Origin of the sequence: Lentzea sokolovensis (genome assembly GCF_033949975.1) — a bacterium.
Taxonomy (GTDB): Bacteria; Actinomycetota; Actinomycetes; order Mycobacteriales; family Pseudonocardiaceae; genus Lentzea; species Lentzea sokolovensis.
This window is the reverse complement of the sequence record NZ_JAXAVU010000017.1, coordinates 171,873-184,259: the sequence shown is the minus strand read 5'-3', so window position 1 is coordinate 184,259 and position 12,387 is coordinate 171,873. Positions and strand designations below refer to the sequence as shown.

At 70.0% G+C, this 12,387-nt stretch carries 8 protein-coding genes; 2 read left to right on the top strand and 6 right to left on the bottom strand.

The genetic code is table 11. From position 1 onward, the window contains the following. Positions 1–6: 6 nt before the first annotated feature. The gene (locus SK854_RS43790; RefSeq protein WP_319981092.1) at positions 7–1,176 is read right to left on the bottom strand and encodes an MFS transporter; all 1,170 of its coding nucleotides are present in this window, start codon (positions 1,174–1,176) and stop codon (positions 7–9) included. A gap of 121 nt (positions 1,177–1,297) precedes the next feature. Between SK854_RS43790 and SK854_RS43785 the strand changes: the two genes are divergently transcribed. Further along, positions 1,298–1,693, top strand: a complete 396-nt coding sequence (locus tag SK854_RS43785) for an ATP-binding protein (RefSeq protein WP_319981091.1) — start codon at positions 1,298–1,300, stop codon at positions 1,691–1,693. A gap of 82 nt (positions 1,694–1,775) precedes the next feature. After that, a complete protein-coding gene (locus SK854_RS43780; protein WP_319981090.1) occupies positions 1,776–2,177 on the top strand; it encodes an ATP-binding protein in 402 nt (133 codons plus the stop codon). Here SK854_RS43780 and bla read toward each other — a convergent pair. From bla to SK854_RS43755, 5 genes are read right to left on the bottom strand one after another with little or no spacing between them, the layout of a single operon-like run. Beyond that, positions 2,170–3,066, bottom strand: a complete 897-nt coding sequence (gene bla / locus SK854_RS43775; RefSeq protein WP_319981089.1) for a class A beta-lactamase — start codon at positions 3,064–3,066, stop codon at positions 2,170–2,172. The two genes, SK854_RS43780 and bla, sit on opposite strands and share 8 nt — an antisense overlap. A 4-nt stretch (positions 3,067–3,070) precedes the next feature. Then, complete coding sequence (locus SK854_RS43770; protein ID WP_319981088.1) at positions 3,071–6,994, bottom strand: amino acid adenylation domain-containing protein; 3,924 nt, start codon at positions 6,992–6,994, stop codon at positions 3,071–3,073. Positions 6,995–7,024: 30 nt separating this feature from the next. Then, positions 7,025–7,672, bottom strand: coding sequence for a GntR family transcriptional regulator (locus SK854_RS43765; protein WP_319981087.1), 648 nt, complete (start codon positions 7,670–7,672; stop codon positions 7,025–7,027). Between the two features lie 10 nt (positions 7,673–7,682). After that, entirely contained in the window at positions 7,683–11,159 is a 3,477-nt protein-coding gene (locus tag SK854_RS43760) for a BTAD domain-containing putative transcriptional regulator (protein ID WP_319981086.1), read from the bottom strand. 21 nt (positions 11,160–11,180) lie between these two features. Further along, positions 11,181–12,296, bottom strand: coding sequence for an alpha/beta hydrolase family protein (locus SK854_RS43755; RefSeq protein ID WP_319981085.1), 1,116 nt, complete (start codon positions 12,294–12,296; stop codon positions 11,181–11,183). Positions 12,297–12,387: the final 91 nt, after the last annotated feature.

The window sequence follows — 12,387 nt, the reverse complement described above, 5'->3', positions numbered from 1 at the left end:
TCAGTCTCACCCCACCGAGTGCGGGACGTACCGCGCGGCCGGCACCAGCGACAGCCCGGTCGCGAGCAGCGCGGCCAGCCCGGCGGCGATCACCGGCGCGATCGGCTCCACCTCGTACAGCAGCGCGCTCAGCATCGGCCCGATGATGAACGTCAGCCCGCCCGTCGCGGTGACCAGTCCCGCCATCAGACCCTGTCGGCCGGAACCGACACCGAGTGAGGCCGCCGCGCCGAACCCGGTGATCGCGAGACCGATTCCCAGCGACACCACCAGGAACGCGAGCGACATCAGCGCGGACGACGGCGAGACCGCGAGCAGCGCGCACCCGGCCACCGCGATCGGTGACCCGATCCGCGACAGCTTGGAGGGGGACCACTTCAGCAACGGCACGAGCAGGCCCTGCGCCAGCAGAAGCCCGATTCCGGACGCGAACAGCAGGCCTTCGAGCGCACCCGAGGTGCCCCGCACCCGATCCGCGGCGAGGTACACGACGACGGTCTGCAGGATCGCGAGCGACAGGTACAGCAGGAATCCGGCGCCGAAGGCCGGCACCAGTTCCAGCGGACGGACCTCGACCGGCTCCTGCGAGCGTTCGACGGGCTTGACGGTCACCAGCACCACAACCGCGACCAGCAGCGCGACCACGGGCGCCACGTACAGCGGCAGCCACAGGGAGGCCACCGCGAGCACACCGACGGCGACCGGGCCGAGCACGATGCCGAGTCCCTGTGCGGCACCGACGAAGCTGATGGCTCGGGTGCGTTCGACGACGCCGTGGGTCGAGAGGCCCGCGACGGCGAGTGCGGCGACGAGCACGGAGGCGAGCCCCGCACCGAACAGCAGACCGCGGAACACCAGGACCATCGCGAACGCGAGGTCGGGCGTGAGCGTCTCGTTGAGGCCGAACGCCACCGCGGCCGCGAAACCGGCCGGCCCGGCCACGCACAGGGCGAGCCCGGCGACCAGCACGGGACGCACGCCGGCGGCGTCGAGCAGCAGACCCCAGAACGGGCTCGCGAGCGTCGTCGCCACGGACGCGGCCGTGAACACCAGGCTCAGCTGGGTCGTGGTCAGCGGGAGTTCGCGGGCCAGCGGAGCGACGACCGAGGTCAGCAACTGGTGCAGGGAGTAGATGACCAGCACTGCGGCCAGCAAGGGCGTCAAGGATCTGGGCACGCGATTCCCCCTGGAGTTGCGGCGGAGCCGTGAGAGTAGTTCAACCACATGAACGGTTGGTTTGGCCGCCGATGCACCTGGGTAACCCGCGTTCCAACTGATCAACTGACCGAGGAGCGGTTTGGCGCGCGACCAGGCAGCGAGGACGGGCGAGGCGGCCAATCTGCCCTTGGGCAGGCAACGGCCGTCACTCGCGGCCGTCCGGCGCTGGGTTCGGCTGGAACTGATGGGCGAGGACACCGACGCGGTCGCCGATGTGCTGCTGGTGGTGAACGAACTGGTCAGCAACGCGTACCGGTACACGTCCGAGCCGTCGTTCTTGCGCGTCGTCGTGGAAAAGCAGAGGATCCGCATCGAGATCGAGCACAACGCCAACGCCCATCCGCCGTTGCGCAAGGTGTCCCGTCCGCAGCGCGGGTACGGCCTGGTCCTGGTGGCCCGGCTGTCCGATCGCTGGGGAGTGGACAGAGCTCTCGGCGGCACCGTGGTCTGGGCCGATCTGCCGAGGACGTCATGAGTGAAGTTCGATGGGTTTCGATGTACGCGCTCTGGGGTATGGAACCCCCTGCCTTGAACGAACAGGGCGCGGGGAGATGCTGATGGCTATCGCAGGACGGTCCAGCGAACGACTGGACCTCGTCCTACCGGAAGGTGTTCTGCCGCTCGCGGACGTGCGGGCGGAGGTGCGTCGCCTCCTGAAGGGAATGCACGAGAACGTCGTGGTCGACGTGATGGTCGTGGCCACCGAACTCGTGAGCAACGCTTACCACCACGCCGCCCCGGGAAGGCGTGCCCGCATTCTTCGCCTGCCGGAGCGAGAGGTGGTGCGGGTCGAGGTCGACGACGGAACGCCCGGCCGCTTCCCGCAGCTCGGGCGGATGGGGTTCATCGGGCGTCGGCAGCGGGGTTTGTTGCTGGTCAACGGCTTGGCTCAGGTGTGGGGGCACAACCGGTTCCCCGACTCCAAGACCGTGTGGGCGGACGTGTCCACCGTCAGGTGAGGGTCTTCACGACGTAGGCGGCGGCTTCGGCGACCAGAGCCTCGTCGTACCTGGCGTCCGCCGCGGACTTGCTGGACATGATCGCGATCAGGATCGGCTCCCGGTTCGGTGGCCACACGACGGCGATGTCGTTGACGGTGCCGTACTCGCCGGTGCCGGTCTTGTTCGCGACCCTGCTGCCCTCCGGAACGCCCGCGCGGACGCGTTTGGCGCCGGTGGTCGACCGTTCCAGCAGGTCCTTCAGGAAGTCGCGCTTCTCCGGTTCGAGAGCGTTGCCCAGCACGATCCGCTGGTAGTCCGCGCCGAGCGAGCGCGGGGTGGCGGTGTCACGCGGGTCGCCGGGCGTGGCCGAGGTGAGGTCGGGCTCGATCCGGTCCATTCGGGTCTCTGTGTCGCCGAGTTCGCGCAGGTACTTCGTGAGTTCCGCGGGGCCGCCGACGTCGCGCAGCAGCAGGTTGCCCGCCGTGCCGTCGCTGTAGCGGACCGCGGCGTCGCACAGGTCGCGCAGCTTCAATCCCGTTTGGACGTGCTGCCTCGTGATGGTCGAGCTCTTCATCAGGTCGGCGTCGGTGTAGGTGACGACGGTGTCCAGATGCGACATCGGGTTGCGGTGCAGGATCGCCGCCGCGGCAAGGCCCTTGAACGTCGAGCAGAACGCGAACCGCTCGTCCGCCCGATGCTCGATCGTGCTGCCGTTGTCGCTCATCGCGTAGACGCCCAGCCGTGCGTCGAACTTCTTCTCCAGCTCGAACAACGCGTCGTGCCGCACGGGCGCAGCACTCGTGGTCGTCGTCGGTGGCGTTGTGGTGGTCTGAGCCGCAGGGGTGGCGGCGCAGCCGGCGAGCGGGAGCAGGGCGAGGGATTTCAGGGCGGTGCGTCGATCGATCACCCGGTCACACTATTTCGATCTCCGAGAGGCGCAGCGACGGGTCCGCCGTGACGGCCCGCAGGACGTCCGCGAACCGGGCGAGGAGTTCCACAGCCTGCTGCTGGGTGAACAGCAGCGAGTTGTAGACGACGTGCCCGCCGGTGTCGTGCAGGTGGAACGTCACCTCGGACTTCACGATGACCGGGCCGCGTTGCCGTGCCTCGAACGCGGTGGCAGTCACCCCTGGCAGTCGCAGTTCGGGCACTGGAGGCACGAGTGCGAACGTCAGTCGCAGCGGAATTCCTTCCACCACCTCGTGAAACGGCACCTCCTGGTGCTCGTGGGCGGCCGTCGTGGTCTCCTTGACCCGCCGCAGCACCTCACGGAAGTCCGGGTCGCCGGACAGATCCGTGCGCAGCGCCACGACCTTCGCGAACAGGCCGATCACCTGCTCCAGTTCCGGCCGGACGCGGTTCGCCATCGGCGTGCCGACCACGACGTCCGTGGTCCTGGTCAGCTGGGACAGCAGGACTTTGAACGCGGCCAGCAGCACCTCGTACGGCGTGGCCTGCTCCTGACCGGCCAGTGCGGAGACCCGGGAGAGCAGTTCTTTCGAAGGCGACCACGGCAGCAGTTCGCCGGGGCCGAGCGGGTTGACGTCCCGGTCGGCCTTCGTCGGCAGCTCGATCGGGCGCATGCCGTCCAGGTGTTGCTGCCAGTACTTCGCGTGCTCGGGGGACAGCGTGTCCTGCTCCCACAACGTGAAGTCGGCGTACTGCACGCTCGGCGCCGCCGCGGCGCCGTTCAGCTCCTCGATCAGCAGGGCCTGCGACCATCCGTCGCTGACGAGGTGGTGCATCGTCAGGAGCAGCACGTGATCCTCGTCCGCGAGCCTCAAGACCCTTGCCCGCAGCAACATTCCGCTCGCCAGGTCGAACGGCACGGTCATCTCGTCACCGGCGATGAACGCCGCCTCCTCCACGGAGGACACGTCGACGACCTTCAGCGGAACGGCCTGAGCTGACCGGACCTCTTGCAGGACAACGCCATCGCGTTCGACGAACGCCGTGCGCAACGCCTCGTGCCCGCGGACCACCCGGTCCAGTCCGGACTGGAGGTGGCCGAGGTCGAGCGGTCCCTGCAGGCGCAACGCCAGCGGCACGGTCCAGAAGCCCGCGGCCAGCACCGAGCCGAACCACCGGTTGCCCTGGTTCTGCGCGATCGACAACGGCACCGAGTCGTGCGCGCGTGGCGTCACCGGTTTGGTCCACGACCGTTCGCCGGACAGGATCCGCGCGAGCCGTTGGGGTGTGCGGTGGTGGAACACGGCGGGCAACGGGAGTTCGGCGCCCAGTTCCGCGCGGACGCGGGTGATCACACGGGTGGCGAGCAGGGAATGCCCGCCCAGCGCGAAGAAGTCGTCGGTCGCGCCGACGTCCTCGATGCCGAGCACGTCCGCGAACACCTGGCACAGCGCGGCTTCCTCGGTGGTGCGCGGCCGGACGTGCGGTGAGCGCGGGGACGGCACGGGCAGCGCGCGGCGGTCGATCTTGCCGTTCGTCAGCAGCGGGAACGTGGTCACCGGAAGGAAGACGGACGGCACCAGCTGGACCGGTAGCAGCGCGGCGCAGTGTTCCAGCAGGTCGTCGGCCTCGCCGGTGTAGTAGGCGATGAGTTGTTTGTCCCGCAACACGACGACGGCCCGCGTCACCTTCGGATGGGTGTTGAGCACGGCTTCGATCTCGCCCGGTTCGACCCGCACGCCGCGGATCTTCACCTGGTCGTCGACGCGGCCGTGGAACTCCAACTGGCCGGCGTCGTTCCACGACGCGAGGTCGCCTGTCAGGTACATCAGTTCGCCGTCTTTCGTGACGAACTTCCGTTCGCTCAGCTCGGGACGGCCGTGATAGCCCGACGCGAGTCCGGCGCCCGACACGCACAACTGGCCCGCGACGCCGACGCCGATCGGCAGCAGAGAGGCGTCGAGCAGGTGGATCCGGGTGTTGTCGATCGGCCCGCCGATCGGGGCGATCGCGGGCCAGTCCACCACGTCGGCGGGCAGTGAGCACGACGTGATCACGTGCGACTCGGCCGGGCCGTAGTGGTTGTGCACGCGCAGCAACGGCCTCAAAGCGCAGAAGTTGCGCAGCTTCACGTCGAGAGTCAGCGGTTCGCCGGCTTGCGAGACGTGCCGCATCGAGGCGAACGACGGTTCCTCGTCCAGCAACGCCCGCAGCACCGAGTCCGGCACGAACAGCCGCGTGATCCGTTCGGCGTCCAGCCAGGCGGCGAACGCGGCGGGGTCGCGGCGGACCTCGTCGGACGGGATGACGAGCGTGCCGCCGAACAGCAGCGCGGAGAAGATCTCCTGCACCGACACGTCGAAGGTGGCGGTGGTGAACTGCGCGGTGCGGCTCTCTTCTTCCCGTTCGAGCACCTTCTCCTGCCAGCGCACGAGGTTCACCACGCAGCGGCCGGGCATCAGCACGCCCTTGGGCCGTCCGGTCGAGCCGGACGTGTAGATCATGTAGGCCGGGGCGTCCGGGGTGGTCCTAGGTGGCGCGGAATCCGGCTGGGAGTCCATTTCGGAGGGGGAAAGCGGGCGGTGGAACAGCACGCGGTTCCGGCTCACCACCACGGACAGCCGTGCGTCGTCGACCATGAACTGGATGCGGTCCAACGGGTGTTCCGGGTCGATCGGCACGTACGCCGCGCCGGCCTTCAGCACGCCCAGGATCGTGACGATCAGGTCGGCGCCCCGGTCCAGGCACAGCCCGACCAGGTCGCCGGTCCCGATTCCCCTGGACCGCAACAGGTTCGCCATCCGGTTGGACCGGCGGTCCAGCTCGGTGTACGTCAGCGACTCGGACCCGTGCTCGACGGCGACGGCGTCCGGTGTGGTCAGCACCTGCTCGGCGAACAGTTCGGGGATGCTGACGTCCGGCAGGTACTCGGTCGTGGAGTTCCACTTCTCCAGCAGCGCGGCCTCGTCCTGGTCGATCATCGAGATCCGTGAGAGGCGCTCGTCGGTCGGCGACTGCAGCACCTTGGCGAGGTGGGTCAGCAGCCGGGTGATCCGCGGGCGGTCGAACAGCGCGCGGTTGTAGAGCACGCGGCCGTTCTGGATCTCGACGTCGAAGCTGGTGAACGCGGCCTCGAGGTCGTAGAGGTCCCGTCGCGGCCGCAGGTCCACCTGCACCTGCACGAGCGGATGCCGCGACAGATCCCGTTCCGGCGCCAGCAGATCCACGAGCTGGTCGAACCCGACGAGCTGCGCCGCGGCCGTGGTCAGCTGCTCGGCCGTCAACCCGCACAGCTCGCCGAACGTCGGGTCGCCGGACAGATCTCCGCGCAGCACGACGAGTTCGTCCGCGACGACGACACCGATCGGCACGTCGACAGATCGCGTGTAGCGGCCGAGCACCACCTGCAGCGCCGCGAGCAACGCGTCGGAGTCGACGTCGGCCGACCACGGCACCACACCGGCTTCCGGCCGGTGCAAGGGCGGCCGCGGGCGGTCCGTCGGCAGCTCCAGCACCGGCAGGTCGTGCAGCTGTTCCAGCCAGAAACCGGGAGAACCCTGGACGGCCGGGGGAGTCGGTCCGCCGAGCACCGTCTCCAGCACGCGGATGTCGCCGAGAATCCCGTGCATCGTCAGGACGAGCAGCGACGAGTTGAGCTCCAGGGCGCGCACCAGCGGGCCTTCGCGCAGGTCGAACGGCTGCGTGAGCTCCGCGCGCACCGCGGCCCGCACGTCGGGGACCTGCGCCGACCTCACGACGACGGGTGGTCCGCCGGGAACGGGCCGCCCGTCGTCGTCGAACCGGACCAGGAGGGTGTCCGGCACGCGGACGGCAGCGGGGGTGGTGATCAGCGTGACGTGGTGGCTGGGGTTGCCGGGGTCGAGCTGGTCGAGGAACCACATGCGGCGCCGGGTGTGGTCGGTCACGGTGCCTCCCGCTGCGAGTCGGCTTCGAAGCTAACTCGCGTGGAACTGGGCGGATCCCTGGACTTGGGCCATCGTGAGGTGCGCGCGATCGCCTCTCAGCACGACCCACGACCGTTCGACCAGGTCCAGCCACGAAACCGACAGCACCGGCGTGGCGGGGCGGACGCCGAGGAGCCTGGCGAGGCGCGGTGTGGCGAGGGTGGTGGTGCACCAGGCACGCAGGTCGCCGAAACGGACCCGGTAGGTGGTCGAGAGGAATCTCCGCAGCGGGGTGTCGTCGTAGCGCTCGGCGAAGCCCGGGAACCGCGAGGCGCACAGGCAGGTCGAGCGGACGCCGATCGGTTCGTCGCCGCGGACGAGGACCGACTCGACGGTGAGCACGTCCCTGGTGATCCGCACGGCCGCCTGCTCGCGGGTGGCGAGGTCCTGCACCAACACGTCGAGGCTGAGGCGGTGGACCTGTTTGGGTGGTGCGACGGTCGTGCCCTGGCGGCCCGTTCCGCGGATGAGCCTGCCCTCCAGCACGAGTTCGTTCATCGCCTTGCGGATCGTGGTGCGGGACATGCCGAGCACGTCCGAGAGCTCGCGTTCCGGTGGGAACGGGGTGTTTCCGGGCAGGTCGCCCAGCAGGTCGAGCAGCCGGGCCTTGGCCTGGTAGTAGCGGGGGATCGCGGGCACCGCCCGGACGCTAGCGCCGTCCGATAACCAGCGACTCATCGTCGGCGTCCGGCCTCGACCCGATCTCCTGGTAGATCCGGCGGGCCTCCTGCCGGTCGCCGCCCAGGAACGCGACGGCGGCGTCCTTCCACCGGGACCAGGGCGCCTCGGCCAGGCACTCGGGGCCGTGGCTGGTGGCGGCGAGGACGATCGGCAGGCTGACGCCGACCGTGCCGGTGATCTGGTGGCAGGGAAGCAGGTCGCCGACCTCCACCGGTTCACCGCTCAGCAGTGCGAGGTGGGCCTTGAGGACCAGCGGGTGCTGCAGGTCGCCGGGATTTCCTTTGCTCCTGGCGACTTCGAGTGCCCGGTCCGCCCATTCGGCCGCACCGGCGAGATCACCGGTCAGCAGGAGGACGCGGCCGCGCAGAGCGAGGACGTGAGCCTGGCTCGACTCGTCCAGGGCGGCCAGCGCCTCGGCGTACCTGCCGTCCCAGAACAACTCCAGGTACCTGGACGCGTCGAGCCAGGCGATCGTGTCGTGGTCGCCGTGCCGCCGGGCGGCCGCTCGTGCCTCCGCTCGCACCGCGAGACGTGCCTTGGCGTCGCCGAGCACGGTGTAGGCGGTGCTCAGGTTGACCAGGCACAGGCCGGGCGAAATCCCGGCAGCCGTCCGTTCGGTCACGGCCTGGCGCATGTCACCGATGCCGTCGGGGTCGCCCTGCTTGACCCGCGCGAGGCCTCGGGCTTCCAGTGCGACGGCCCGTTCGACGCCGGTGGCGCCCGCCAACGCCGTCTTCGCCGCGCTGATCGCCTCGGTCAGCCTGTCCGCGAGCGTCAGGGAGTGCGCGAGGTACGCCCGCACGCCGTACGCGTGTTCGGTCAGCGCGAGGAACTCGATCGTGCGGTCGAGGTGTCGTCCGGCCGTCGCGTGGTCTCCCTGATGCCAGGCGGCGCGCCAGGAGGCTCTGGTGGCCGCCGCCGCACCCGCGAAGTTCCCGGCGTCGCGGTGGAGTTCGGCCGCCTCGGCCAGTTCGTCGAGCCCCGCACCGCTCATGGCCAGGCTCGATCCCAGCAACGTCAGCAGTTCGGCCCGGTCGGGGTGGCCCGGCGGACACACCGCCAGAGCGGCGCGGTAGCAACGGATCGCGGTGTCCCTGGCGGCCAGGGCGGTCGCTCTGCGACCTGCGTCCGTGAGGGCCGCCCTCGCCTTGCGGCCCATGATGTCGCACGGCCTTCCGGAGGCCTCCGCGATCCACACCGCTTCCTGGAAGTGGTACGCCAGCATGGGAACGTGCTCCAGCGGCAGCGCTTGCACCCACTCGGCCGCGTGGTAGTGCTTCATCGCCTTGGTGCCGCGCGGAACCCGGTCGTAGGCGGCGTCGCGGACCAGCACGTGGCTGAAGGCGTACTCGATCTCGCCCACGACGTTGCTGGTGCTCTGGCGCTTCAGGAAATCCCGCTGCCGCAGCACCTCCAGGCAGCGTGCGACCTCGGCGACATCGCGTTCCGCGACCACCGCGACCGCGCCGGGCCAGACCGTCGGACCGATGACCGCCGCGTCCTGCAGCACCGATCTCTCGTTCTGCGGCAACGAGTCGAGCCTCGCGCCGATGACGTTCCGCACCGTCTCGGGGAGGGCGTCCGGTGCGCCGTCGCGGAGCATGCGGACGTACTCGCCGGCGAAGAGCGGGTTGCCGGCCGAGCGGTGCAGCAGCACCGGCAGGTCGGCGGTCACGTCGTGGCGGGCCATCAGCGCTTCGAGCAACTGCTTCGTGTCCTCTTCGGACAGTGCGCCGAGCGTGATCGCCTCACCCCGTGGCTCCTGCCGTGTGGTGAGGAGCACCAGCAACGGCACGTCGTCCGCGGTGTCGGCGAGTCCGTGCAGGAAGCGGAGCAGCAGGTCGTCGGCCCAGTGCACGTCCTCGACGATCACCACCAGCGGTTCCTGGGCGAGGTGTTCGACCAGCCTGCGCCACGCCATCAGCACGTCGCTGCCCTGCGGGCTGACTCCCACGAGCGCGGAGAGTTGCGTGACGAGCCACGGATCGTCGCTGATCGCCTGGATCTTGGCGGTGACCGCGGCGGCGTCGTCGGTGTCGAAGATGCCCGCGTGACTTCGCACGATCTCGGCCAGTGGAGCGAAAACGTCGTCGCGAGCGAACGGGGGAGTGCGGCCGGTGAGCGTCCGGCGGCCCCTGGCGAACTCCCTGACGAGCCTGCTCTTGCCCGCGCCGGGCTCGCCGGCCACCGTGATCACCCTCGGTCGGTTCGTGGTTCTGACCTGCTCGTAGGTCTCGGTGAGGGTGGCCATCTCGGCCGAGCGCCCCACGAACGGCGCGTCGTCCTCGGCCGGCGTGAGCGCCCTGTCGGTCACCGGGCACGTTCTGACCTCGCCTGGTGAGGCCTGGGCGAGCAACCGCAGGCCGGCGTCGAGCACCGTGCCGCTGACCTCGACGTGATCGCCGGACGTGACGAGCGCGGGCCCGGTGGACACCGCGGCGGCCGCCGGATGATCACCGGTGATCTCGAACGCGGCGCGCACCGCCCGTGCGGCGTCGTCCTCGCGGTTGACAGGGGCGCCGAAGGCCGCGCAGACCGTCGAACCGAGCGTCGAGACCGTGATTCCACCGAGGTCCTCGACGTGCCGGAGCACCTTCGCGACCGAGGTTTCGAGCAGCTCGTCGGCCGCCTCGTCCACGCCCGCCAGCTCCAGCCGGACGACGAGCACGCTGACCTTCTTGCGTTCCAGCATGGTCGGCGCCTGCGCGGGGCTCGTCGCGAGCGCCGGGTCCTGCGTGAGGATCGCCTGTTCCAGCCGGACCAGATCGGGCCCTGGATCGATGCCGAGCTCGGCGGCGAACCGCGCGCGTGCCGTGCGGAAGACCGCGAGCGCGTCGGCCTGCCTGCCGGACCGGTAGAGCGCGAGCATCAGCTGCCCCTGCACCCGTTCGCGCAACGGCTGATCGCTCGCCAGCGCCTCGATCTCCGCGATCACCTCGCGATGGCGCCCGCACGCCAGTTCGGCGTCGAACCTGTCCTCCAGCGCCACGTCGCGCAGGTGCGTGATCTCCACCAGCGCCGGCCACGTGACGCCGTCCGCCACCAGGTCCGCCAGCACCGGCCCGCGCCACAACGCCAGCGCGTCCCGCAGAGCGTTCGCCGCCTGTTCGGGGCCTGGTGCGGCGGAAGCCCTGGTGAGGGCGGCGCGGAACCGGTGCAGGTCGACGCGGTCCGGTTCCACGCGCAGCAGGTAGCCGGGCTTGCGGGTGACGATGTCGAGCCCGGCCTTGCGCAGCGCCGACACGACGTTGAGGAGAATCCCGCGCGCCGTCGGCGGGTGCTCGTCCGGCCACAACGCCTCGGTGAGCTCGCTGATCGACACCACCCGGCCCGCGTTGAGCAGCAGGAAACCCAGCGTCGCCCGGCGGGTGAACCCGCCGACCCGGTGTTCCCTGCCGTCCACGCGGACCTGCAGGGGACCGAGAACGGCGAACTCGACAGACATCGCCCGGGACCATACCGCCGATCACGGCACCAGACGGATCCCTTCGTGGCGTGCCCGTTCGAACAGCCGGGTGCCGCGGTGCTTGAGGTGCAGGTCGAAGAACGCGGCCACGTAGTCGTGCTGGGCCTTCAGCGCGGCCGCGGAGTCGATCGTCCCGATGAGACTCTCGCGGCGTTCCGTTGGCACAGCGCCGATCTGCGGCACCGACCACTGCATGTCGCTGAACCCGAGGTGCGCGCCGTCGTCCAGGTGCACGTCCCGCTTCCACCCGCGCTGGTTCGGCCAGAAGTCGGCCCACGTCCTGGTCAGGCTCGTGTCGACGTGGCTCAGCTCGCGCTCGCCCAGGTCCCCGCCGAACAGCAGGAACGGCCGGTCGAGCCCTTCGATGACCGCTTTGCCCGGTGCGTAGGGGCCGTCGTCGCCGGTGTGCTCCATGGCGCCGTCGATGTTGATGCCCGCGTCGAACCTGCGGTCGTTCGCCATCGTCTCGGCCGCGGTGTAGCCGCCGTAGGAATGCCCGGCGATGCCGACTCTGCTGGTGTCCGCCCCGTTGTGCAGCTTGGGAAGCTCGCTCAGCACGAACCGCATGTCGGCGACGCGTGTGTCGATGGCCTTCTTCATCGTCGCCTGACCGGCGTCCTGCATCAGGCCCCACTCGATGCGGTTGCCGGGGAACTCCACGGCCACCGTCTCGTGCGTGTGCGACACCGTGACCACGACGTATCCGCGGCTGGCCAGGTCGTCCGCGGCACCGGCGTAGAACTCGCGCGGCGACTGCAGGCCCGGCGAGAACAGCACGACCGGCCACCTGCCCGGCAGCGGCCGGGCGTCTCGTGCCTGGCGCCTGGTGCCGGCCCAGTCGACGGTTCCGGTGGGGATGTCCAGGTAGGCCGGGCTGGAGATGATCGGGTCCAGCGCCGTCGCGAGGGTCGTGCCGAGCCACGGCGCCTGCTGCCCGGTGCGCCTGGCCGGGTAGCTGATGGTCACCATCAGCTCTCGGTTCTTCGTCGGCTGCCACGGGTCCGCGCGGGTGGAATCGGTGAGGTGAGCGTCGAAGGTGCCCACCGCGAACGGGCCGCTGAGCTGCGGCGTCACCAGTGTCGATGCGGCCAGGACGGCCGCCATCAGTAGCTGCATCGTTGATCTACCCCCTTCGCGCGCCAGCCTCGCAGCCACGCACTGAGAGGGTGCTGAGAGCTTGTGGCCGCCGTGATCGGGTGCCATGTTG

Bases quoted from the DNA above. Each gene is read 5' to 3' on its own strand.
- SK854_RS43755 (WP_319981085.1), bottom strand. From the start codon at position 12,296: ATGCAGCTACTGATGGCGGCCGTCCTGGCCGCATCGACACTGGTGACG.
- SK854_RS43780 (WP_319981090.1), top strand. From the start codon at position 1,776: ATGGCTATCGCAGGACGGTCCAGCGAACGACTGGACCTCGTCCTACCG.
- SK854_RS43760 (WP_319981086.1), bottom strand. From the start codon at position 11,159: ATGTCTGTCGAGTTCGCCGTTCTCGGTCCCCTGCAGGTCCGCGTGGAC.